This is a genomic window from Pseudobacillus sp. 179-B 2D1 NHS (assembly GCF_045370945.1).
GTDB lineage: Bacteria > Bacillota > Bacilli > Bacillales > Domibacillaceae > Pseudobacillus.
On the sequence record NZ_JBIQDP010000002.1, the window covers coordinates 71,587 to 95,453 of the forward strand.

At 42.8% G+C, this 23,867-nt stretch carries 22 protein-coding genes; 5 read left to right on the forward strand and 17 right to left on the reverse strand.

Going from position 1 to position 23,867, the window contains the following annotated elements:
* The first annotated feature begins 38 nt into the window (after nucleotides 1-38).
* Nucleotides 39-1,295, forward strand: coding sequence for an NAD(P)-dependent malic enzyme (locus tag ACH0BF_RS02705; RefSeq protein WP_406908808.1), 1,257 nt, complete (start codon nucleotides 39-41; stop codon nucleotides 1,293-1,295).
* Between the two features lie 536 nt (nucleotides 1,296-1,831).
* Here the strand turns inward: ACH0BF_RS02705 and ACH0BF_RS02710 are convergent.
* Together ACH0BF_RS02710 and ACH0BF_RS02715 are read right to left on the reverse strand one after the other, a co-directional pair.
* A complete protein-coding gene (locus tag ACH0BF_RS02710) occupies nucleotides 1,832-2,641 on the reverse strand; it encodes a pirin family protein (protein ID WP_340854939.1) in 810 nt (269 codons plus the stop codon).
* Between the two features lie 56 nt (nucleotides 2,642-2,697).
* A complete protein-coding gene (locus tag ACH0BF_RS02715; protein WP_340854941.1) occupies nucleotides 2,698-3,537 on the reverse strand; it encodes a TetR/AcrR family transcriptional regulator in 840 nt (279 codons plus the stop codon).
* A gap of 185 nt (nucleotides 3,538-3,722) precedes the next feature.
* On the opposite strand from ACH0BF_RS02715, the gene ACH0BF_RS02720 reads away from it, so the two are divergent.
* Complete coding sequence (locus ACH0BF_RS02720; RefSeq protein WP_406908809.1) at nucleotides 3,723-5,219, forward strand: DHA2 family efflux MFS transporter permease subunit; 1,497 nt, start codon at nucleotides 3,723-3,725, stop codon at nucleotides 5,217-5,219.
* Nucleotides 5,220-5,295: 76 nt separating this feature from the next.
* Here the strand turns inward: ACH0BF_RS02720 and ACH0BF_RS02725 are convergent, their stop codons facing one another.
* The 3 genes from ACH0BF_RS02725 to ACH0BF_RS02735 all read right to left on the reverse strand — a co-directional run bounded on the left by ACH0BF_RS02725 (nucleotide 5,296) and on the right by ACH0BF_RS02735 (nucleotide 9,853).
* Complete coding sequence (locus ACH0BF_RS02725) at nucleotides 5,296-6,066, reverse strand: IclR family transcriptional regulator (RefSeq protein ID WP_120036872.1); 771 nt, start codon at nucleotides 6,064-6,066, stop codon at nucleotides 5,296-5,298.
* A gap of 120 nt (nucleotides 6,067-6,186) precedes the next feature.
* Entirely contained in the window at nucleotides 6,187-8,364 is a 2,178-nt protein-coding gene (locus ACH0BF_RS02730) for a malate synthase G (RefSeq protein ID WP_406908810.1), read from the reverse strand.
* Between the two features lie 250 nt (nucleotides 8,365-8,614).
* A complete protein-coding gene (locus ACH0BF_RS02735) occupies nucleotides 8,615-9,853 on the reverse strand; it encodes a helix-turn-helix domain-containing protein (protein ID WP_120036869.1) in 1,239 nt (412 codons plus the stop codon).
* 135 nt (nucleotides 9,854-9,988) lie between these two features.
* Between ACH0BF_RS02735 and ACH0BF_RS02740 the strand changes: the two genes are divergently transcribed.
* Both ACH0BF_RS02740 and ACH0BF_RS02745 read left to right on the forward strand, forming a co-directional pair.
* A complete protein-coding gene (locus ACH0BF_RS02740) occupies nucleotides 9,989-10,360 on the forward strand; it encodes a hypothetical protein (RefSeq protein ID WP_340854951.1) in 372 nt (123 codons plus the stop codon).
* The gene (locus tag ACH0BF_RS02745; protein WP_120036867.1) at nucleotides 10,357-11,925 is read left to right on the forward strand and encodes a sodium/solute symporter; all 1,569 of its coding nucleotides are present in this window, start codon (nucleotides 10,357-10,359) and stop codon (nucleotides 11,923-11,925) included. Before ACH0BF_RS02740 ends, ACH0BF_RS02745 begins: the two co-directional genes overlap by 4 nt.
* 69 nt (nucleotides 11,926-11,994) lie before the next feature.
* Here ACH0BF_RS02745 and ACH0BF_RS02750 read toward each other — a convergent pair whose 3' ends face one another.
* Nucleotides 11,995-12,159: a hypothetical protein gene (locus ACH0BF_RS02750; protein WP_182917114.1), complete on the reverse strand. Its 165-nt coding sequence runs from the start codon at nucleotides 12,157-12,159 to the stop codon at nucleotides 11,995-11,997.
* Between the two features lie 2 nt (nucleotides 12,160-12,161).
* Nucleotides 12,162-12,929 carry a TraR/DksA C4-type zinc finger protein gene (locus ACH0BF_RS02755; RefSeq protein ID WP_120036865.1) on the reverse strand — a complete coding sequence of 256 codons (768 nt, stop codon included), beginning with the start codon at nucleotides 12,927-12,929 and terminating at the stop codon, nucleotides 12,162-12,164.
* 162 nt (nucleotides 12,930-13,091) lie between these two features.
* Between ACH0BF_RS02755 and ACH0BF_RS02760 the strand changes: the two genes are divergently transcribed.
* A complete protein-coding gene (locus ACH0BF_RS02760) occupies nucleotides 13,092-13,826 on the forward strand; it encodes a YqjF family protein (protein WP_340854958.1) in 735 nt (244 codons plus the stop codon).
* Between the two features lie 35 nt (nucleotides 13,827-13,861).
* On the opposite strand, the gene ACH0BF_RS02765 is transcribed toward ACH0BF_RS02760, so the two are convergent.
* The 10 genes from ACH0BF_RS02765 to ACH0BF_RS02810 all read right to left on the reverse strand — a co-directional run bounded on the left by ACH0BF_RS02765 (nucleotide 13,862) and on the right by ACH0BF_RS02810 (nucleotide 23,831).
* Entirely contained in the window at nucleotides 13,862-15,676 is a 1,815-nt protein-coding gene (locus ACH0BF_RS02765; protein WP_406908812.1) for a PAS domain S-box protein, read from the reverse strand.
* 154 nt (nucleotides 15,677-15,830) lie between these two features.
* On the reverse strand, nucleotides 15,831-16,487 hold the full coding sequence (gene thiE / locus ACH0BF_RS02770) for a thiamine phosphate synthase (protein WP_120036859.1): 657 nt from the start codon (nucleotides 16,485-16,487) through the stop codon (nucleotides 15,831-15,833).
* Nucleotides 16,474-17,295: a bifunctional hydroxymethylpyrimidine kinase/phosphomethylpyrimidine kinase gene (thiD, locus tag ACH0BF_RS02775; protein ID WP_120036857.1), complete on the reverse strand. Its 822-nt coding sequence runs from the start codon at nucleotides 17,293-17,295 to the stop codon at nucleotides 16,474-16,476. Before thiD ends, thiE begins: the two co-directional genes overlap by 14 nt.
* Nucleotides 17,258-18,121: a hydroxyethylthiazole kinase gene (gene thiM, locus ACH0BF_RS02780; RefSeq protein ID WP_120036855.1), complete on the reverse strand. Its 864-nt coding sequence runs from the start codon at nucleotides 18,119-18,121 to the stop codon at nucleotides 17,258-17,260. The genes thiD and thiM overlap by 38 nt, the downstream gene beginning before the upstream one ends.
* Nucleotides 18,122-18,345: 224 nt before the next feature.
* Complete coding sequence (locus tag ACH0BF_RS02785) at nucleotides 18,346-19,161, reverse strand: uroporphyrinogen-III synthase (protein WP_340854967.1); 816 nt, start codon at nucleotides 19,159-19,161, stop codon at nucleotides 18,346-18,348.
* 90 nt (nucleotides 19,162-19,251) lie between these two features.
* Nucleotides 19,252-20,259 (reverse strand): ABC transporter substrate-binding protein, encoded by a 1,008-nt coding sequence (locus tag ACH0BF_RS02790; protein WP_340854969.1) that lies wholly within the window; start codon nucleotides 20,257-20,259, stop codon nucleotides 19,252-19,254.
* Nucleotides 20,259-21,008, reverse strand: a complete 750-nt coding sequence (locus ACH0BF_RS02795) for an ABC transporter permease (RefSeq protein ID WP_340854972.1) — start codon at nucleotides 21,006-21,008, stop codon at nucleotides 20,259-20,261. Before ACH0BF_RS02795 ends, ACH0BF_RS02790 begins: the two co-directional genes overlap by 1 nt.
* Nucleotides 21,005-21,802, reverse strand: a complete 798-nt coding sequence (locus tag ACH0BF_RS02800; RefSeq protein ID WP_340854975.1) for an ABC transporter ATP-binding protein — start codon at nucleotides 21,800-21,802, stop codon at nucleotides 21,005-21,007. The genes ACH0BF_RS02795 and ACH0BF_RS02800 overlap by 4 nt, the downstream gene beginning before the upstream one ends.
* A complete protein-coding gene (tenA, locus tag ACH0BF_RS02805) occupies nucleotides 21,774-22,448 on the reverse strand; it encodes a thiaminase II (RefSeq protein ID WP_120038165.1) in 675 nt (224 codons plus the stop codon). Before tenA ends, ACH0BF_RS02800 begins: the two co-directional genes overlap by 29 nt.
* A gap of 102 nt (nucleotides 22,449-22,550) precedes the next feature.
* Nucleotides 22,551-23,831, reverse strand: a complete 1,281-nt coding sequence (locus tag ACH0BF_RS02810) for an acetylornithine deacetylase (protein ID WP_406908813.1) — start codon at nucleotides 23,829-23,831, stop codon at nucleotides 22,551-22,553.
* Nucleotides 23,832-23,867 lie beyond the last annotated feature (36 nt).

Consider the following 23,867-nt stretch of genomic DNA (forward strand, 5'->3'; position numbering starts at 1 on the left):
GTAGCATGAGCGTGATTAATTAAGGAGAAGAGGAGATTATGAAAAACTTAAAACAAGAAGCACTGGAAATTCACCGAAGCCACCAAGGAAAGCTAGAAACAAAGGCTAAATTAAATGTTAAAAATTTAAAAGATTTAAGCCTGGTTTACTCTCCTGGAGTCGCCGAGCCTTGTCTCGCCATTCAAGCAAACAGCGAAAAGATTTATGATTATACAATGAAAGCGAATACTGTAGCTGTCATTTCTGACGGCACTTCCGTATTAGGGCTTGGAGATATTGGAGCAGACGCCTCTTTGCCGGTTATGGAAGGCAAAGCGATTCTGCTGAAAAACTTTGCCGGTGTGGATGCTTTTCCTCTCTGCCTTGATACGAAAGATCCCGAAGAAGTCATTAAAACTGTTAAGTTACTCACTTCATCTTTTGGAGGAATTAATCTGGAAGATATAAAAGCACCCCACTGCTTTTTTATCGAACAGCGCTTAAAGGCAGAACTGGACATTCCTGTTTTTCACGATGACCAGCATGGTACAGCGATCGTCACACTAGCTGGTTTGATTAACGCCCTTAAACTTGTGAATAAGACTTTCGACGAAATAAAAATTGTTATTAATGGGGCAGGTGCAGCTGGCATCGCCATTGCAAAGCTTCTAAATAATTTCGGTGTAAAAGAAATCATCATGTGCGATACAAAAGGAGCTATTTATCAAGGCCGCCCATGCGGAATGAATCCGATCAAAGAGGATGTCGCCTCCTTTACAAATGCCAAAAAGGCAGAAGGACCGTTAGAAGAGATCGTGAAAAATAGTGATGTTTTTATCGGTGTCTCTGCTCCTGGGGTATTAACACCTGAAATGGTTCGTACGATGGAAAGAGATCCAATTGTTTTTGCGATGGCTAATCCTAATCCAGAAATTACTCCTGCTGAAGCAAAAGCAGCCGGTGTAGCGGTGATCGGTACAGGCCGATCAGATTTCCCTAACCAGGTAAACAACGTTCTTGCTTTTCCAGGGATTTTCAGAGGGGCGCTTGATACGAGAGCCTCAGACATCAATGAAAAGATGAAAGCAGCTGCTGCCTACGCTATTGCTTCTCTTGTTTCCGAACAAGAACTGTCAGCTGATTATATTATTCCTTCTCCTTTTGATGCACGTGTCGCTCCTGAAGTGGCTGCCGCTGTGGCACAAGCTGCCATCAGTTCAGGTATTGCCCGTAAACATATTGATATTGATTCCTTACGCACTAAAACGTATCAGCTTTCGGCGATTCAAGTAGAGCCGGCCGAAGTTGTTTTTTAACTCTATACGCTCAACCCGGCAAAACATTCGTGAGCCACTATATAGGCAGAAGCTGAAAAGAAGAAATGGTATTTGTCTAAGAAAGTGCATAAAAAAGAGAAGCACCTCGGTGCTTCTCTTTTTTGTTATTTCCTTATACTGATAACAGCCCATAATACGGTCATTCTTTTACTTGTCACGATGTTTTTTATTGAAAGTGTGGCTCATCTAACTGCTGCTTAATGGTTGAACGCTTACATTTCAGTGTTTCTGAATCTTCCCTAATGAAAGATTTTAGGTCCACAGTATGATTGGCTGTTCTTTCCCCTGCAACGGTAAGGCCTTTCCTCTTTAGATCCCCTCTTAATTATAAGGCTCTCCATGAATATACCAACTATCATTAATATTGCCTTATGAAAATCTATACCATTTATTAATTTTCTTCTGTCCCCTCCACTGTTTACAGTACACAAAAAAACCGAACTCACTTTTTTACTGCGTTCTCTCGTTTCTTCCTTTTATAATGGCTTACTTATTACCTTTATCAACAAGCCTCTTTATTTCGCCTCAGGCCCAAACTTTCCTTCCTGAAAATCTTGAAGAGCCTGACGAATTTCCTCACGGGAATTCATCACAAACGGCCCATAGGATACGATAGGATCTCCTTGTGCCTGGCCAGAATAAATGAGCACTTTTGTGCGTTCTGCTGACTCCACACGGAAGGACGAGCCTTTTGTTAAAGTAGCAGCATATCCTTGCTCAAGAATGACGCTGGTTTCACCAAATGCTGCCCGTCCGGCAAGAACGTATATAAAGGCAGTGTCATCGACCGGCAATTCGTGAATGTATGTCTCCTTTGCCGGAAGCAAAATTTCAGCCATCGAAAAAGGAATGAGCGGCTTCATCGGTCCTCCGTCACCGGCAAACACACGCACCATTGCAGAACCTACTTTTTTTACGGGAACATCCTCTGCGTAAATGTCCTGGTAAAAAGGAGTGGAGTTTTTCAGCTTAGCCGGTAAGTTGAGCCATAGCTGAAGGGAGTGAACAATGTCATCATCTACTGCTTCTTCAGCATGCCGAGCTCCAGCGCCTGCGTTCATATATTGTACATCACCTGGCCCAAGAATGCCTCTTCCACCTTTATTATCTATATGTTCAAGTCGGCCATCCATTACATATGTCACAGTTTGAAAGCCTTTATGGGGATGGTCAGCAAACGTTCCTCGTTTAAACCAATCTTCGGCCAGCATGATAAACGGATCTAATTCATGCATTTTCTCCGGCGGCAGAACAAAAGCCTGCTGAATATGAGGAAATCCTCTCTCATTAAACTTTACCTTCCATGAGTCAAGTATGCTGCGCATGATACATTCCCTTCCTTTGCTTTATTTTAATATAGAAAGTTACTCACACTAGACATTTAGCTTTTTAAATATTGAGCAATCAGATCGTCCAGTTCTTCCCTGTCATCAATTGCCCGGACCACAGCTTCTATAATAGCAATGCGAGGCTCTGCGCTACTTATTTCATTCTGCAAAAAAGTCAGAAGCTCACTTTGATTAGGACTGGCTTCTTTTTGCAAAGAGCTGATTTCTTGCATAATGGCACTTTTCTTCTTTTCCTTGGATAACGTAGATTCAGGAAACCATTTTTCAAGAAATCGCGCCCCAAGGAGAATATCTTTATTTCTTTGCACATCTTCTACCGCTGTATCCATTCGGCGCAGTCCATAAGCAATGATTCTTTTCAGATCTATCGTTTCTTTTTCCGTAACCATTGATAAATGAATGAATTGTTGAATAGTCCCCAAAAAAACAAGCGTAAGATCCAAAGAGTATGGCTTTGCCTGCTCGCCATAAAGCTCAATAATACGGCCTTGCATCCACTTCAATTCTTCTAAGTAATGCTGCTTGACAAGCTGTTTGAGTTCTTCTTCTTCAGAGGCAAATACCCCTTGAAACAAGGCAAACAAATTATTTCTTTTATTAACCTCCATCGTCATAGCCAGCTGATCACTGAACCCTTCACGATCAGCTACTGGCCGACCGGCAAGCACGGCTGTTCTCTGCTTTTTTATTTCTGACTTAATGTTCTCGAAAATATTAATTAATAATTCACTTTTAGAAGAAAAATAATTGTAAAAAGTTCCCTTAGATATATGGCTTTCATCTAAAATATCTTGAATGGAAGTAGCGGCAAACCCTTTTTCTACAAAAAGAGAGTGCGCTGCCATCATAACCTGGCGTTTACGATTGTTCATTTCATCACCTGAATGTTATTGTTTATACTGCCTGTACAAGTTAATCGTAGCTCATATTGTTATAAGAATCAAACTTATGAACAAAACGATATTTTTTTATTGATTTTTTTATACCATCGGTATATGATTAAAAATTGTTAGAACTAGAGTTCAAAAACTATACACCTTGTATGGGAGGAATTTATATGAATACACAAGGAGCTGTAGAAAAGCCGCCTTATGGCATGATTGCGATTTTATTTATCGGGGCTTTTGTTTCTATTTTAAATGAAACTCTTTTAAATGTAGCTCTTCCATCTATCATGAAGGAATTCGATGCATCTGCATCAGCTGTACAATGGCTGACAACCGGTTATATGCTAATTAACGGTGTGTTAATTCCCGCCAGTGCTTTTTTTATTCAGAAGTTTACAAATAGAAAACTGTTTATTTTGGCCATGAGCCTGTTTACAGCCGGAACATTGCTGGCCGCTTTCTCTCCGTCGCTCAGCATACTTCTTGCTGCCCGAATGATCCAAGCAGCTGGCTCTGCTATCATGATGCCGCTTTTAATGAATGTGATGCTTTTTAGTTTTCCGGTCGAGCGCCGCGGCGCTGCAATGGGACTGTTTGGCCTCGTCATGATTACCGCGCCGGCCATCGGACCTACGTTATCCGGTTGGCTTATTGAGCATTATTCATGGCGCACATTATTTGATGTCGTTCTTCCGATCGCAGCCATTACACTTTTGCTTGCTATCTTTAAATTGAAAAACATTACACCGCAGCGTGATATCAAACTTGATATTCTTTCACTCATTTTATCAAGCATCGGTTTTGGCGGCCTGCTGTACGGTTTCAGCTCTGCAGGAGAAAAAGGCTGGGACTCCGTATATGTATATATCCCGATTGCTGTGGGCTTCATTAGCCTATTGTTATTTATTATCCGCCAGCTTCGCTTGGATGAACCGCTTTTAGAATTTCGAATCTATCGCTATCCGATGTTCGCACTTTCTTCGGCTATATCGGTGGTCTTAGCTATGGCCATGTTTTCTGCTATGTTGTTAATGCCTATCTATGTGCAATCTTTACGTGGCATTTCCCCGCTTCATTCGGGACTATTAATGTTGCCTGGGGCACTTGTTATGGGTGTTATGTCACCGATTACCGGCAAGCTGTTTGACAAATTCGGCGCCCGTATTCTGTCTGTTATTGGTTTGATCGTTACGATTTACACAACACACTTGTTCAGTGACTTAACACTCGAAACATCTTATGGCTATTTAATGATGCTATATACATTGCGCATGTTCGGAATGTCCATGGTTATGATGCCTGTCATGACAAACGGCTTAAACCAGCTGCCTCAAAGCATGAATCCGCACGGTACAGCGATGAACAATACGCTTCAACAGGTTTCAGGTGCGGTTGGCTCTGCTTTTCTCGTCACTTTGATGCAAAATCGCACAGAATCGGAAGCAGAAAAATTGGCTGATGCCGCAGCGAAAAATTTAACTGCCGGTGCCCAGCCTGACCCTGCTCAAATAGCTGAGATGAAGACACATATTATGAATGAAGCCATGCTTAACGGCATTAATTTCTCTTTTTCAGTATCTGTTTATATTGCCCTCATTGCTCTCATTCTCTCTTTCTTTATAAAACGTGTTAAACCGGCAAAAGAGCTTGGCGCAGCAGATCGCTGATTTGAAATATAGCTGTTTAATAAAAAAGCAAACAGGGCATCTGGAAATCTAAGTTTCCGGATGCCCTGTTTTTAACTTATTGGCCCTTATAACCAAGCCGTTTTGAGATGGCTTGTCCTGCTTGAATCATCCGGCTACTTAACGAGCGCATTCTTTCATCGGTCATTCGCAACGTCGGGCCAGAGATGCTTACCGCTGCCGCTACACTGCCTGTATGATCAAATACAGGAGCAGCTATGCAGCGAATCCCTATCTCATTTTCCTCAAGGTCCAGCGCATAGCCGTTCTCTTTCACTTTAGACAACTCTTCTAGAAAAGCGTCCTTCTCCACAATGGTAGAAGGTGTATGGGCTGGCAGGCCCTTTCTTTCCATAATAGCGAGCACATCTGCCGCAGATAAATGAGAAAGAATGGCTTTGCCGACTGACGTGCAATGAACAGGCGCTCGTTTTCCGACCTTTGAATGCATGCGCAACGTTTCGTTGCCATCAAGCTTTTCAATATATACTACTTCTCCTTGGTCATAAACAACAAGATGAACGACTTCATTTGTTTCATACTCAAGTTCTTTCAGTACAGGCTGCGCTTCAGTCCGGACGTCAAGAGAGTCGAGCAATTTGGAGCTAATATCAAGAAACATATAACCGATCCGGTATTTTCCTGTGGTCTCATTCTGTTCAATATAACCGTACTGACTCAACGTAGCCAATATACGAAACACTGAACTTTTGTTGATATCCATTTGTCTGGAAATCTCTGTTACACCGAGCCCTTGTCTGGAATCGCCTACAAGTTTGATAATATCAAGCGCCCGTGCAACTGACTTCACCATATTATCCCTTTCCAATTGACAGGCCCCTTTCAATGAAAATAAATAATTTTATTTATCGCCGAAGAGGCTAGCCTCCAATCGGCCAGCCTCTTTGTATTATCTCTTATTAGAAAAAAATAATAAACCCTACAGACTTTATTGAGTAACACTGTATTTCTCTTTTGCCTCAAGACGCCGTTTATGCAGAATGGGCTCTGTGTATCCATTCGGCTGTTCACATCCTTTAAATACAAGTTCACATGCAGCCTGGAATGCCACCGACTCTTCGTAATCCGGTGCCATTGGACGATAATCCTCATCTCCTGCATTCTGTTCATCCACTACTTTTGCCATCCGCTTCATCGTTTCCATCACCTGCTCTTCCGTACAGATGCCATGGCGCAGCCAATTAGCAATGTGCTGGCTGGAAATGCGAAGGGTCGCCCGATCTTCCATTAGGCCAACATTGTTAATATCTGGCACTTTTGAACAACCAACGCCTTGCTCTACCCAGCGGACAACATAGCCGAGGATGCCTTGTGCATTGTTATCCATCTCCCGCTGAATCTCTTCCTTACTCCAGCTTGCCTTCTTTTCGAGCGGGATTTGCAAAATCTCGTCTGTGTACTCTTGTTTATTTTGTTTCACTTCATTTTGTACCTGCTGGACATTTACCTGGTGATAATGAAGAGCATGAAGAACAGCAGCAGTCGGTGATGGCACCCATGCCGTATTAGCTCCCGCTTTGATATGGCCAATTTTCTGCTCCAGCATAGCTGCCATCATATCCGGCATTGCCCACATTCCTTTACCTATTTGAGCATGCCCCTGCAAACCTGTTTCCAGTCCGGCAGCAACATTTGACTTTTCATAAGCCGTCAGCCAGACAGAGGATTTTATATCCCCTTTGCGAATAACAGGTCCTGCTTCCATAGACGTGTGTATCTCGTCTCCAGTTCTGTCAAGGAAGCCTGTGTTAATGAAAGCAATCCGCTCTTTAGAGGCCCGAATGCAGTTTTTCAGATTAAGAGACGTCCGACGTTCTTCGTCCATTACACCAATTTTTAATGTATTTCGTTGTAAGCCCAATAAATTCTCGATCCGGTCGAACAATTCACAAGCAAACGCTACTTCCTCCGATCCATGCATTTTTGGCTTGACTATATAAATCGACCCTTGGCGCGAATTGGCAAGCTTTGAACCGCCAGAAATCGAATGCTTAGCAATAGCACTTGTAACGACCCCGTCCAAAATGCCTTCAAATACCTCCTCTCCATTTTCATCCAGAACGGCATTGATGGTCATTAGATGACCGACGTTGCGAACGAACATCAAGGAGCGGCCAGGCAATTTTAATGTACTTCCGTCCAATGCTGTATAGCAGCGGTCCTCATTCATCCGGCGGGTGATGGTTTTTCCGTTTTTCTTGAATGAAGCACTCAAATTCCCTTTGATTAATCCAAGCCAATTGCGGTAAACAAGCACTTTATCTTCCGCATCGACAGCAGTCACCGAATCTTCACAATCCATAATGGTTGAAAGCGCAGCCTCCATTAGTACGTCTTTCACTCCCGCTGCATCCGTTCTTCCAATTGGATCATTTTTGTCGATTTGGATTTCCAAATGGATACCGTTATTTTTCAGAAGGACAGCAGAAGGAGCTCCTGCTTCTCCACAAAAGCCTTGCAGCTGTTCTTTGTGTTTTAACCTCGTTTGTCCGCCGCTCTCTAGTGTAACGATTAATTCTCCACCTTCAATGGCATATTTTACACTCTCTTTGTGGGAACCTTTTTCAAGCGGCACCGCCTGATCAAGAAAATCCCGTGCAAAAGCGATCACTCTTTCTCCCCGTATAGGATTGTAACCCCCGGTTTTCTCAGCGCCGTCTGTCTCGGGAATAGCGTCTGTTCCATAGAGCGCATCGTATAAGCTTCCCCATCGGGCATTAGCCGCGTTGATTGCATAGCGGGCGTTATTCACCGGTACAACGAGCTGAGGACCAGCCTGCAAGGCAATTTCTTCATCCACATTTTCTGTCGATACTTCAAAATCTTCTCCCTCCGGCTCTATGTAACCAATTTCTTGTAAAAAGGATTTGTATTGATTAAAATCAAATAAATTTTCCCTGTGCCATTTATCAATTTTTTCCTGAAGTTCATCGCGTTTTTTTAACAGTTGACGATTTTTGGGTGTTAATTCAGCGACAATGGCGCTAAATCCGTCCCAGAATTGCTCCTTTTCTATGTCTGTTCCCGGCAATACCTCATTATTAATAAACTGAAGCAATTGCTGATCAACTTGTAAAGTCCCTGCTTTTACATAATTCATTTTCATCCCGCCCTTTGTTTCTTATTACGCAACAGCGTTTCTTAAATATCTAAAAAAAGATTAACACAAAAGCCTGAAAATTACAATTAGTTATTTTGAAAATCAGAATCGGGTGAGTAATCATGCTTGATGATAAGACACTAAAAAGCCATCGTTTTTATTAACGATGGCTTCCAACCATAAAATCTTATCGTACTGCTAAAATACCCGCTAGAAGGCTCTATTAAACAAGAAATCATAAACCGACTGGTTGGTTTTAAACGAAAACAATCTCCTTCGTCATTCTAAATTCTCTTGGAGTAGCTCCAACAAACTTCTTAAAAGTTGAACTAAAATAATTAGGGGTATTAAAGCCGGTTAAATCAGCAATCTCTTCTATTGTATAATTGGTTTGCCTCAGCATTCGCACTCCATTTCTTAGTCTCACGAAGGTAACGTACTCTGAAAAAGTATTACCTGTTTCTTTTTTAAATAGCCGAATAAAGTGGGAATAGCTCAAATTGACATGCTTCGCTACATCTCTTGCCGTCATCTCTTCTCCAAAACGATTATGAATGAATTGTGTGCTTTTTTTGATATCCTCCTCTGTAGATATCTCTTCGTAATAGCGGAGGGAAACTTCGCGAAAGGGCGGCAGGCTTCTCGCAAGTTCTGCTTCTTTAAAGGAATGATGGAGAAGATGAGGATCATTATATAGAGAACCGACCCCTATATAGATTTGAATTCGGTGCTGTATCAGCAGATTCTTTATAATCTTCTCAAATATTATCCTTCCTTCATCCCAGTCCTTCAAAGAACAAACACTTTCCGGCTGTCGAAACAAAACAAGCATAGATTTACGAAAAGGAATGAAATACAGGCGAGAGACTCTGCCTGCGAACGCTTTGTTAAAATACGAGCAAATCAGCTGAGCTGAGAGGTTTTCATCAGCGGGAGTACAATCTAGATGAGAAAACCCCTCAACATAACAAACGGCATTTGGGAAAGTATTCTCTTTAAAAACGGACAGAGCATCTATCATTATGTTTTCCTGTTGAATGTTTTGGTGCAAGAGTTGTCTTAGCACGTAATTTTCCAGCGATTCGTTCTTCTCTCCATCGTACGCAGGAATCACTTTCTTTCCTTCCAACTGAAAAAACACAGCCGGCTTTTTTTTCAACAGCCTTAACACATCATCTATGCTGCGGATAAAAGCAGATTTTTTCATAGGATGCAGGAGGAGAGAATGAACTTGCAGCTTGAGGGCTAATGGTGAGGTATGATAGTAGTTTCGATCTAAAAGTACTATGTAAAAACAGTTTTGGCGCTTCATTAAACGGGATACTTTCAACCAATCGCTTAATTCACTTATTTGGCAAACTTTGATATGGGCTTCTTCATCATTACAGAATGGGCTCTGAATAAAAAATTGCTGTTCGTATTTTTCGTCAATCCACTTTTTTAACAAGGCATAAGATGTTGGTTTAACATTCTTCAGACAAACCGTGTATTTCATTCGCTATCTCCTTTCCTCCCATATTTTAACATCCGCATTTAGCTAAAACAAGCAATTTTTTATAATATTCAGACATTATTTTGTAAGGGCTTACACTTCCTCGCTTAGTATACTAGTGGTAAGGAGGGATGGCTCTTGAAAAAAGAATATGAGATGACAGACCGTTCAATGGGAACCATTGATGTAGACAACCTTCAGCCGCTTGATAAAGAAACTCGACACATCATGAAATCTGAACTTCAAACAGGAATAGGACTTTCAACGGCTTACTATGCTTTTATTTTTTTTATACCGGTCATTAACTGGTATGCAGAGGATTTCGCCTTCAGCAAATTTTGGGGCGGCATGTCTGTTACATGGTTTCTGACTACTATCGTTGGAATGGTGATGGCCTTTGTGATCGCTTATGTTCATACAAAACGCTATGAAAAAAGACTGGCCCGCTATGATACATCTTCAGAATTACAGAAGGAAAAGGCAGATAATAAAGGAGGAAATAGCGCATGATGGAAGCACTATTGGAACCAAAGTATTTTTTCACCTTCCTCTTAATGGGTACGATTGTCTACATTACTTATTTATCGAAGAAAAATTCTAATGCCAGCGAATTCTTCGTCGGTGGGCGTTCGTTCGGCTGGTTTACAAATGGTTCAGCTATAGCAGGGGACTATTTGAGTGCAGCCACCTTCCTCGGGCTCGCCGGTTTGACCTTCTCCATTGGTTATGACGGGGCTTTTTATACGTTCAGCTTTTCCATTGGTTTAACGTTGCTCGCTATTTTTGTTGCAGGTCCGCTTAGACGTTTCGGTGCTTACACGGTAGCAGATTTTGTGGCTTACCGTTTTCACAGCAAACGTGCCCGGTTGGTAGCTGTGCTCGTCGTTCTGTCTATTTCTGGCTTTTATGCTGCTCCTCAGCTGCTCGGTGCAGCACAGATTTTAAGCATGTTCTTTGGCACTTCCTATGAATTCGGCATTATTTTCACATGTGCTGTAATGATCCTGTATGTCGGGGTCGGCGGTATGAAAGGAACTACTTTAAATCAGGCTCTTGAGCTTTGGATCCGCCTCGGTGCCTTCATTTTAATGGTCGGTGCAGCTATTTATGGCGGTTTGCATTATGATAAAATTCTTTCTGCTATTACAAACTTCAGCGGCTCAGTAGCCAATACGGCTGCTTTCACTGAAGATGGAAAAGAGGTGGTGGCTAACGGAGAAGCATGGGCAACTTCTGGAGTATTAACACCTAATTTTCTGCATACCGTCTCCTTAATTGTCGGCCTGTCACTTGGAACCATCGGACTTCCTCACATTTTATTACGCTTTTATACAAATCCTAGTGCAAAAGCAGCACGTAAATCGGCTTTAATGGCTATTGGAATTGCCAGTGTCTTTTTTTTATTCGCTGTCTACTTGGGGGTTGTCGGCCGAGCCCTTTTCCTCGAAGGAAATTTAAATGCTGAAGTAATGAAAAACCTTGTCACCGGTGGAGACAATATGGTCGTTCCTTCCATTGCAGAAGTGCTCGGGGGCAAATGGCTGCTCGGCCTTGTAATTGCAGGAGCATTTGCGGCTATTTTTTCTAATCTTTCCGGATTATTTATTGCTAGCTCTGGCGCTTTAGCCCATGATCTATACGCTTCCTTCTCTAAGAAAGAACTGTCACAGAAACAGCGCGTAACAGCTGGAAAAATCGCTATTTTAATTCTTGGCGTTTTATATGGGGTGCTTGGCCTATTAGTAAAGGAAGCCTCTATTGGCCACCTTGTTGCTCTCGCTTTCACAGTAGCAGCTAGCACTTTTACACCGATTTTTTTGTTTGGAATCTGGTGGAGGGGCATGACAGAAAAGGGAGCGATTGCTGGTCTCCTTGTTGGATTGGCTGTTTCCATGATTATGATCTTCTGCTCCCCTATTCTTCCTGAGGCTTTACAATTTAAGGTACCAGGGATTATCACAGTGCCGATTGGCTTCCTAACAGTATACGTCGTTTCAAAATTCGATCGGAAAGTTCCTGCCGATGTGAATGCCTTTATGAAAAAAGTCCACTCAAAGGAAAGTGAAGTCGCTTAAATTGGAAAACACAAAGGACTGTCCATCCCTGCATCTATCTTACTGTTTTCTGGACAGTCCTGTTATTGTTTACTCTTTTCCAATCTCTCTGCCCGTAGCACCAGGCGCCATGTCTGTGTTTCCTTGGCCATTGGCATCTTCATCATTGATTGTCGGCCTTTTCTTTGTGCTACCGACATATACAGATTTGTGTTTTGCTTGCTGCTTTCTAAATGATTCAAAATCCCAGTTCACCGTTATTCCCTCTCCTCTCTTTCTTCTACGTAAGGATCATGTTCAAATGCTGGCAAGTCACCAAAGGTCGTCATGATTCCTTCCTCATCTAAATCTTCCTCATATTTTTCATGTTGCTCATTGGGATAAATGATAATATCCCTTCCGTTAATATCTACACCGACGAAGTTTTCATAATCCTCTACGTAGCCAACATTTTCATCCGATTCGATATACATATCATTGTAATGATCAGGCGGATCGATGAAATCGGACGGAGATTCAGATGTCCCCCATCTGGCCACGTCCTGCCACGCATCCTCTGCATCAAAAACAACCGATTCATCCGCACTATCATCGAAGTCAAACTTACCAAATGGTGGCATAAGCACCCCTTCTTCTACTGGACGGTCATGGGATATGATTTTATTCTGTGAATGATCAATACAGTAAGCCGTGGCAGGGAGTGCTTCAAGACGCTCTAGCGGAATCTCTTCTCCGCAAATCTCACATTTGCCGTATTCGCCACGTTCTATTGCCTCAAGGGCTCTTACCACATTTTTCAATTGGTTTTCTTCATGTTCATTAAGCGCTATATCTTTTTCTCTTTCAAATAATTCCGTTCCTTCATCAGCCGGATGATTATCATAAGAAGACAGCTCGCCCGTTGATTCATGAGAATGAGCTCTTTCCAATCCAAAATGTTCATTTCCCTCAAAGCGCTCTTCCAGCTCTTGCTTTTCTTTTTCCAACTGAAGACGCAGTTTAGATAATTGTTCTGCTGTTAGCATATCGCACCCCCTTCTTTAAAATGTCGACTCATTATGTAGTATGAGTAAAAACAAATAACTTAATCAAAAAGCTGAAGAGAGCGTAAAGGAGAAGCAGCGTTTGAACAATAAAAATAAGGAAATAATAAAGTAAAACACCATTCAATGAAAGGAGAGCTTAATTTGAATGAAGCCTTCCTGCATTTAAAACACCGGCCGCTCCCTCTGCCTCCTTCCCATTGGGTGATGACGCAAACGTGGTCCAACGTATTATTTATGCACTGGCCTATTCATCCAGTCACTATGAAAAACCTGCTCCCTCCTTTTCTTCAGGTTGACTTATATGGAGGCATGGCATGGCTGGGTATCGTTCCATTCCAAGTATCCAGCATGCGTTTTCATGGATTGCCCCCCATTCCGTTGCTGCGTTCTTTTTTGCAACTAAATGTTCGCACATATGTCATGCACAAAGGCGTGCCAGGAGTTTATTTTTTTAATTTGGACGTAAATCATTTGCCTTCTGTTATTGGGGCCCGTCTTTTTTATTCACTGCCTTTTCGCCAATCAAACATGGCAGCCGTTGTAAATAACAGCTGCCATTTTCAAAGTTCTTATTCTGTTGGACAAAACCGGGAAGAGCTTGATGTTTTTTACAAGCCTGTGTCTCCCTCTTATTCAGCAGAGAAAGAAACATTTGATTATTGGGCATCGGAGCGCTACTGCCTCTTTACAGAAAGGAGAAATAAGCTGTATCGGGGGGATATTCACCATACAAGATGGGCCTTGCAAAAAGCAGAAGCAACAATTTTTCGTAATACGATGGCCTCTTTCCTTACACATCATTATTTTCAGCAGCAGCCTATTCTTCATTTTTCCAAAGAGAAAAAGGCATTTTTTTGGCCTTTGCAAAAGATGTAAGGATAAAAGAAAACATGTACTTGCTCGCCACTTCTTTATGAAAGATTGTAAGCGGAAGGGAGAAGCACACGTGCGGTGGTCCCATCTCCTTCCCTGCTTGTAAAATGAATGGTGCCTTCATGATTTTCAATAATTTTGTAACACATCATTAGCCCCAGCCCTGTTCCTTTTTCTTTGTTTGAATAAAAGGGTTCACCTAAACGTTCTAGACGCTCGATCGGCATGCCAGCCCCTTCATCTCTCACTTCAATCGCTACTTGGCTGTCACTCGTTATGCTGGTAGTTAAATAGATATTTCCTCCTGAAGGCATGGCATCAATGGCATTTTTTATTAAATTTATAATGACTTGTTTGATCTGTTTAGGCTCGCACTGTACAAAAGGAAGATTCTTATCAAAATCCTGATGAATATCCACACTGTATAAAAGCGCTTCCGGTTTCATGAAGACTACAACCTCACTCAGTACTTCATTAATATTACTGAGCTTCATCTGTACATCCTGATGAGGCTTTGCCAGTATTAAAAATTCATTCATAATAAATTCAATTCTTTCTAACTCGGACAAAATAATATCTGTATACTTATTATTCGTTTCTTGAGCGAGCAGCTGCATAAATCCTTTTACAGATGTAAGCGGATTCCTAACCTCATGGGCAATGCCTGCCGCCAGTTGGCCGACCGCGCTTAACTTATCCCACTTCCGGATCATCTGTTCTCTTTTCTTTAATTCGGTAATATCCCTGCTAATGTTAATCCAGCGGTTAATAGTTCCATCCTCATCCGCAATCGGTGTCACTTTTGTCGTCATCCACCCTGGCTCTCCTGATTTGTTCTTTAGTACCCGATATTCAAGCTCCTTTGTCCCGTTCGTCGGTTTACAAAAAAATTCAACGACATTTGGCAGGTCTTCCGGGTGACAATTTTCCAATATGATCTCCGGCTTTTCGTACAACGTCTCTATATTAATATTAAAGAACTTTTCGTAGGAAGGACTAATATAGAGAAACTTATTTAACTTCAAATCAAAAAGGCTGATCATTTCAGTAATATTCTCTGTAATATCTAAAAGCAATCTTTCTCGCTCAGCAATGACTTTATTTTGCAGTTCAACAAGCCGCCTTGTTTCATAATACTCAGTTAAGTCTTTCGTTAAAATTAAGCAGAGAAACACACGGCCAGTCCGTTCATAAATAGGAGATATAGTGGCAGACACCGGAAAAGTAGTTCCGTCTCTTTTTTTTCTGACTGTTTGAAAGGTAACAGGCTTTTTACTTTTACGCACTTCCTCAATTTTCTCGTGCCATTCATGCCAATGGTCTTTGGGTATAACTGGAGAAGGGCGTCCGATGATCTCCTTTTTTTTCCAGCCATATAGCTGTTCGAATGCTTCATTTATCAAAAGAACTCGCCCGTATAGATCAATGATATATCCCGGGTCCTCTGTATGATTGGCCAGAAAGTACAGCCAGCTGCCCTCATTCTCTTCTTCAATAGGTTCAGCGATCACTCGTATCCATCCTTCCTCTGTTTTCTCCGCTTCTTGCCAAAATAAATGTCCATACCTCCCATTTTTATAAGAATAACGGCTCGTGAAAGGAGTAAATGAAGTGCTTTTCTCTAAAAATAAAAGCCGACTAGCTGCCTCCTCTCGATCTTCTTCATGAATGAAATGGAAAAAGGACTGATTCGTTCTGTCTGAAAGAGAAAGAGCCATCAGCCTTTGAAAAGCTTGATTAGCGTACTTGATATTCCCTTGTTCATCTAGTAAGAGCAATATATTTCTTGCCTTCTCTGCGAACCATTTTACTGTTTTATTCGCAGCAGCCTGTTCTGTACACATTTCATCCATCACCGCTCCCTTTTTCCTTTATTATGTAGGAGTTACTATTCGTTATCAGCAAAAATTATTCGACAAAATTATACATAATCCTTTAATTTTTCATATAAAAAATGCTTTGAATAAGAAAATTAATTTTCTTATTCAAAGCAGGAGTGTCGTTTATCTACTTTCTTGAAATAGCTCTTCTTAATTGCTCTGCTGCCTCTTTCGGCGATGGCGCTTGGCTAATGGCCGTGATCACTGATACTCCATTCGCTCCATTTGCTACTACTTCAGCTGCATTGCCTGCATGAATGCCGCCAATCCCTACGATGGGTATAGATATGCCCGCAGCCCTTATTTCTTCAATTAGACTGGTTCCTTGAACCGGTTTTGTATCAGTTTTAGTAGAGGTAGGAAATATTGGACCAACCCCTAAATAATCTGCCCCATCCTCAATGGCTTTTTCAACTTCCTCCATTGTATGGACTGAAATTCCAATAATCTTTTCGGGCATTATTTTACGGACAACTGAAAGAGATTCATCCTCCTGGCCGATATGTATGCCATCGGCCTCTAGTTGAACAGCCAGCTCGACATCATCGTTCACGATAAAGGGTACAGAATGATGACGGCAAACCTTCTGAAGTTCAGCTGCCAATTCAAGTTTTTTCTCACCAATCAAGGCATTAGAGCCTTTTTCACGAAACTGAAAAAAAGTAATGCCCCCGGCAATGGCCTCTCTCAGGGTCCTTATCGGATCTATCAAACAATTAGCGCTGCCCATAATAAAATAAACTTGAAGAAATTCTTTTATGCGCTCTTCACTAATAGGCCGCATCGGTAGGCACCCCTTTTCTTTTAAATGCCCAATGGTTGGTTGGGCCATGTCCTTTTCCAATTTTCAAATCCATCTCAATGGCCGCTTGTACGTAGTTGACAGCCACATCAACTGCCTTTTTTATCGCTTGTCCCCGAGCAAGCTCTGCAGTCATAGCTGCAGCAAATGTACAGCCCGTCCCATGCGTGTTTTTAGTTAAAATGCGATTATTTGTGAAGTAAAAAAAGTCTTTGCCGTCATACAGAAGATCTATTAGTTTCTCGTCGTCTTCTGCATGTCCTCCTTTAATGACTACATGTCTGGCTCCTAACTTATGCAGCTTCTCGGCAGCCCGCTTGCGATCATCAAGAGATCGAATCATCATGTTTGTCAGCACCTCTGCTTCTGGAATATTGGGAGTCACAACCATAGCAAGCGGGATCAAATACTCTTTCATTGCTCTGATGGCGTCTGTCTGCAATAGAGAAGCCCCTCCTTTAGCAATCATGACCGGATCAACGACAACCTGTTTCCAGCCAAATCTCTCAATCCCGCGAGCTACTGTTTGAATAATCTCGTCGCTGAATAGCATTCCGGTCTTCAGAGCATCCGTTCCCATGTCCTCACCGATTGCTTCAATTTGTGCCTCTACTGCTTTCGGGGTCATTGGGTAAACACCATGCACACCGAGTGTATTTTGTGCCGTGACCGCGGTCAGTGCAGACATGCCGTATACGCCAAGTTCCTGGAAGGTTTTTAAGTCGGCTTGAATCCCTGCGCCCCCTCCGCTGTCAGAACCGGCGATCGTCAGTGCTTTGCTCACTTCCATTTTCTCCACCTCCATTAGTTAAAAGGGTTTCTATTTTGGCAAAGGCTTCAATATTCTTTTCTTCGACCTTAGCCAGCTGGTTTAAAAATTCTATTTGAAAACTTCCGGGCCCTTCCTCACCGCGAATCTTCATAGCCGCTTCTGCTGCTACTCCATATACTGCGACGGCACTAGCTGCCGCAATTCCTATATTTTTCTCCACGGCACAGAATGCACCGATCACCGCACTTAACAAACAGCCAGTGCCAGTCACTTTCGTAAGCATCGGATGGCCATTACGGACAACGAAAAGCGAATTCTGGCCGGCGATAATATCTGCCTCCCCTGTAATAACCGTGGTCATTTGCCATTTCGCCGCTGCCTCTTTAGCAAGCTCTATCAGGTTCCCCTGGTTTTTCCCAGCGTCTACCCCCTTAATCGCCCATTTCTTCCCGATCACATTTGCAACTTCCGCCGCGTTCCCTCTTAACACATCGACCTTTACCTCATTGATAATTCGAGAAGCAGCTGCTGTCCGGTAAGCCGTTGCCCCTGCTCCCACGGGATCGAAGATAACCGGCACTCCTGCCTCATTGGCTGCTTTTCCTGCTATGATCATAGATGCTACTTTTTCTTCATCTAATGTACCAATATTTATCACGAGCGCCCCGGCGATCCTTGCCATATCTGCCGCTTCTTCTTTTGCGTGCGCCATGACAGGAGAAGCCCCGAGAGCGAGCAATCCATTGGCTGTAAAATTTGTAACAACTACATTCGTAATATTGTGTACAAGCGGGCTTTGCGCTCTTACTTGTGCAAGTGTTTGACTGACGACTCGATGATTCATTTTTTCGCTCCCTCCGAAATTACTAGTAAAAATCAAACTAAAAAGCACGGAACCGGCGCCCGTGCTCTTTTGATCTCCACACTTCCCTGCGCTGGCATTATCCAACAGGTTCACACGGTCTGCAGCGGCATAGCTGTACTCTCAGCCGGCATCCGCCAGCTCCCGGTTTCCAATATTCTTTTCATGGCATTTATTCTTTAGCTTATTTAATAGCTTTTACTTTCTTATCGATCTCTGTGCTGATAATACCGTGACAGCTCCATAATCAGGGCTCCCATTCTTTCCAACTCCGGCACAATCATACGGGTAACGCCTTCTTCTGCCAGCGCTTCAGCCGTTACTTTTCCGACCGCGCCAGCTAATGGCCCAGAGGCAAAGGCAGCAAGCAGTTCTTCTACCTTGCCTTTTTGCTTGGCATGTTCAAACAGCGAACGCACTTGAATCGCCGTTGTAAAACAAATGGCCTCTATTTCTTTGTTTAAGATTTCATTCAGTGTTTTCTCTACTACTTCCTCATCAGGTGCGTGATGACGGTAAGGCAATAAGTACTGAACGTGTGCCTCTTTCTCATGTAAAAACTTCGTCAATGACGGTGCTTTTTCACCGTGCAGTTGAACAGCAACACGTTTCTTTATGAAATCTTCTTTTTCGAGTGCCCGAATCAATCCGGCTGTAGTCCCGTCATCATCTACTGCAACAGGGCTTATGTCTATTTTCTTTAAAGCGGCTACCGTTTTATAGCCTCTAGTAGCTACCTTTGCCTGTTGCACCACCTGCAAAAATTCGTTCCTTATTCCCAACTGATCAGCAGCATTTACTAACGCTTCCGTGCCGATACCTGTCGTGAAAATAATCCAATCCGCCGGCTGGCTGATCAGTTCTTTAATTTCAGGTCCAACTGCTTCCTCTGCTAAAAATACCGTTCCCTGTAAGGGGCGGACGAGAGGCAGACCGCCTTGCTTTTCAATGATCATACTCATTTCTTCTGTTTTCCTTGAGCCCGCAATGACAATTCTTTTTCCTTCCAGTCCTTTTCCCACGCCTGCTTCCCCTTTCAAACTTGCCTTTTCTTCATCCTAACACAAAAAACCAACTAAATCGCTAGACTTTTTATGTTTTAGCAAGTTTGATCACTCAGCAATGTTTATAAACAGCTCTTCTAATTTAGGCTCTTTTTTAATCAAGCCCGTTTTCTTCATCCATTCGGCTGTTTCTATCCACGGCTCTTTCGTTTGGCTTCCAAAGCCTTTCTCTGACTTCATTTTTGGAAGAAGAATCTTAAGACTTTGTTTTTCCACCTCTTCTATAAGCGGAAAATTAGCCTCATCCTGCTTGCTTAATAAAATTTGCAAGGCTTCATCAGGGTGCTGTTCGGTATAATTAAATCCTTTTTCTGCCGCCCGCCAAAAGGCTTTGATGGCATCTTGCTGTTTCTCCCACGTTTCGTCACTCGTAACTGCCACCAGCTCATAGAAATTAGGTACGCCATACTTTGTTGGGTCCAAATTACTTGTTTCATATCCTTCATGCTTTAACAGCGGCACTTCGTGGTTAATATAGGCTCCGACCACTGCATCGGCTTTTTTCGTCACAACAGCCGAGTTTAGTTCAAAACCAACATCAATCATTTTTACTTTTTCTGGATCCCCTTTATCTTTTTCCACCATTGTGCCAACGATCGCTTCATTTAGAGGAATACCAGTAAATCCGACTGTTTTTCCCTCTAAATCCTTCGGAGCCTTGATTGGGCTGTCCTTTAAAAACATCACTCGATTTAATGGGGATCGGACAATAGCACCGATAGATTTTACGTTCACTCCCTGTTCTGTCCGCGCCATAATAACGTCGGGTTGATAAGAAATACCAAGTGTTACTTTTCCAGTAGCAGCTAGATTGATGGGATCAGTCGGGCTGGCTGGAAACTGAATATCCACGTCAACTCCTTCCTCTTTAAAGTAGCCTTTTTCTTCCGCTACGTATAAGAAACTGTGAACGGCGTTGGGATACCAGTCAAGCATAATTGTCACTTTTTCTTTCTGTTTCTCTCCGGCTCCTGCCGCTGTTTTCTTTTCACTTGCATCGTTAGAACTGCAGCCGGCAAGCACTATCACAAACAATGCCAGTAACCATTTTCTCATTATGACTTCCTCCATTTTAATGATTTTTGCTCAATGAATTTTACAATGACAAATAGAACAATGCCGATCGCCGACAGCAATACAATCGGAGCAAAAACAGCCGCCCCATCAAATTGAGTCATCATTCGTCGGCTGAAATAACCGAGACCAGCCTGTGCTCCAAGCCATTCTCCGATGGCAGCTCCAATCACGCTTAATGTAACAGCTACCTTCAGTCCTGAATAAAAATGAGGCAAGGCGGAAGGAACAACTAGCTTGGTAAATATCTCTTTCTTCCCTGCCCCCATTGTCATCATTAGCTCTTTCAACTCTTTACTGGCTGATTGCAGCCCATCATATGTATTCACCGTGATAGGAAAAAATGTGATCAAAACAGTCACAACTACTTTGCTCCAAATTGAGTAACCGAACCAAAGAACAAAAATGGGGGCCAGAGCAATAATCGGGATCATTTGTGAAGAAATGATCAGCGGGTAAATCACTTTTTCAGCGGCTGGGCTCACACTCATCCAAACAGCCATTCCGGCGCCTAGTAAAATGGAGATAGTTAAGCCAATTAAAATAATGACTAGCGTAATTGGCAAGTGTTCAATGAACAGCGGTTCTCTTAATTCCCACAGCTTACTGAGAATGCCGGTCGGAGGCGGGAGAATAAATAGCATATTGACCATTCGTGCCGTGATTTCCCAAGCCAGGAAAAATGCTAAAATTGTCAAAGCAGCTGGCCATGTGCCCCTGTTGCTTTTCATAGAATCACCTTCCCTCTCAGCTCCTCCAGCAAATAGTCCTTCCATTCAATCATGGCTGGCTTGTTCAAATCTTTTAAGCTTCTTGGCCGGTCAATCGGAACAGTCACTTCCTGAAACGCCCGAACCGGTCTTTCTTGAAAAATAAAAATGCGATCCGACAGAAAAAGCGCTTCACTGACGTCGTGAGTAATCAATACAATGGTTGCTTTTCGTTTTTCCCACTGGGCCATGAGCCACTCCTGCATAGCCAGCCTTGTAATCGCATCCAGGGCACTGAAAGGTTCATCAAGCAAAAGAATGTTTGATCCGCTCAATGATGTCCGCAAGAAAGAAACGCGCTGTCTCATGCCTCCAGATAGCTCATGAGGGTACCGCCCCTCTGTTCCTTCTAAACCAAATTCTTTCAGCAAAAGATGAACTTGCCTGCGTGCTTCTTCTTTCCGGATTCCTCTCAATTCAAGAGGAAGGGCGGCATTTTCGATAATTGTCCGCCACGGCATGAGCAGATCTTGCTGAGGCATGTAACCGACCTTTCCAAGACGTGATTCCTGCTCTTCCCCATTGATTAAAATTCGTCCCTCATCCTGATTTTCAAGCCCGGTAATTAACCGGAATAGTGTACTTTTCCCTGATCCGCTTGCTCCGATAATAGAAATGAATTCGCCCTCATAAACCTCCGCATTTATCCTCTGCAAAATAGGAACAACGTGCCTGTTTTTTTTGTCTTTATAGGAAAAGGTAACATGTTGAAATTCAAGAACTTTTTTATTCTTCTCCCGGCCACATTTGCTCATGAAACGCCATCTCCCAGAACATATACTCATAACGGGTTGTATTTAAGAAAATTTCTTCCAGTCTCGCAAGCTCTCTTTCACTCTTTCCTGCTGTATGCTCATCTAAAAGCTCAATACACCATGTGGCGAGTTCACCAAACTCTTTAGATGAATACATTTTGATCCAGTCACCATATAACTCATGCTCGCTGGCTCCTGGAATTTCATTTAGCTCTTTGCCGATCTCCCAATAGCTCCACGCACATGGAAGAAGAGCGGCAATCAACTCGGCAAGCGTGCCATTCTGACTGACATGAAGCATGTAATGCGTATAAGCAAGCGTAATTGGAGACGGCTTGGCCTGTTCAAGCTCTTCCTCAGAAATGCCAAAACGGGCTGCATACTGGCGGTGAAGTGCCATTTCAAAATTAAGTGTTTCATTCAGCAATGAAGCGAATTTCCCCATCGTTTCTACATCTGTTGCTTTCACTGCTCCAAGGGCAAATACCTTAGAATAATCAATTAAATATAAATAATCCTGAACCATATAAAAACGGAACTTCCGCTGGTCGAGCGTGCCGTCCCCAATTCCTCTCACGAAAGGATGATGATGATTTTTTCTCCAGATCGGCTGAAGTTTTTCATGAAGCCTTTCACTGAACTTTATATTCGTGCTACTCACTTTCATATGTGATTCCTCCTCTAAAGATCATCTATACATATTTCTGTTGTGCCTATAGCTGTTCACACCCCAGAGTATTCATCTTACCTATCCATGCTTCGGTGTGTGACACCAAGTGTAGATAAACGACAAAATCACTTTCGTGTAATCGACAAGCTGTTCAATCGACAGCTGCTCATTGATCGAATGAGCATTCATTAAATCCCCCGGTCCATAGATAACGGTAGGAATACCGGCATCAGCAAGCCATCCCCCATCTGTAACAGTTGGGGAAATATCAATCATCGGAGCCTTACCAAGCACATCTGAGTGAGACTGGGTGAGAATTTGTACAGCAGCGTGACTCCCATCTACTTCAAAAGAAGGAAACACTTCTCCCCTTTCTTCAATCATTGATGTGCCACCCCACTTAAATGAAGGAGGGTTATGCCTCATCCATACATCTCCGTTTGCTACATGACGAATATGATCTTCCACCTCCTTAGCTACCTGTTCATAGGTTTCATTGGGATAATAGTGAACAGTAATCCAAAGCCGGCATTCGTCGGCAATAAAAGCGGCGTGTCTCCCGCCTTCAATAACAGCGGGATTAATTGTATTTGTCCCCGGCAAAAATCCTGGATAGCTTTTAGTTACCGCCCAGTGGCGCTCCAATTCCTGCAGCCCTTCAATGATTTTCATCATTTTTTCTATAGCACTGGCTCCAAACAACTTTCCGCCGGCATGTACCATATTTCTTCGAGTCGCATCGTGATACGTTTGGTTGCTTTTTAAAGTAATCCAGCCTGTAATCACGCCTCCCTGCCCTTGTATATGTAGATCACTCGTATCAACAACTACCGCAAAGTCCGCTTTATAGCCCCGTTTGCAGCACTCCAGCGTACCAGCTTCACCTACCTCTTCACCGATAACCGATTGAAAAAGCACGTCCCCCGGAAGCGTCATTCCTGCATCATGGAGCAGCTGTAAAGCGAATAAAGCACCAGCAAGCCCTCCTTTCATGTCAGCGGCCCCGCGTCCAATCACTGATCCCTCCTTGACAACAGCCTGAAATGGATCGGCTTTCCACCCCTCATCTTCATGTATTTCTGCCACGTCTATATGTCCATTAATAATTAAACTTTGGTACTTCTCAGCATCTGTCCCTGGCCATCTTCCAACAACATTCGGGTCATTTGGGTGCACGTCCCATCTATCTACCGAAAAATCTAAGCCTTTTAAAAAATCAGCTATAAACGACTGGGCTTCTGCAGTATTTCGTGCCGGAGGAGCAGGCGTTTCGAAAGAGATCAGCTTCTTCAATAAATGAACGATCTCTTCCTGACGGCGCTCCACTTGTTCCAGGAGTATATCTAGCTTTTTTTCCATAGCCATCCCCTCTCTATTGACATGTAGACTAATATT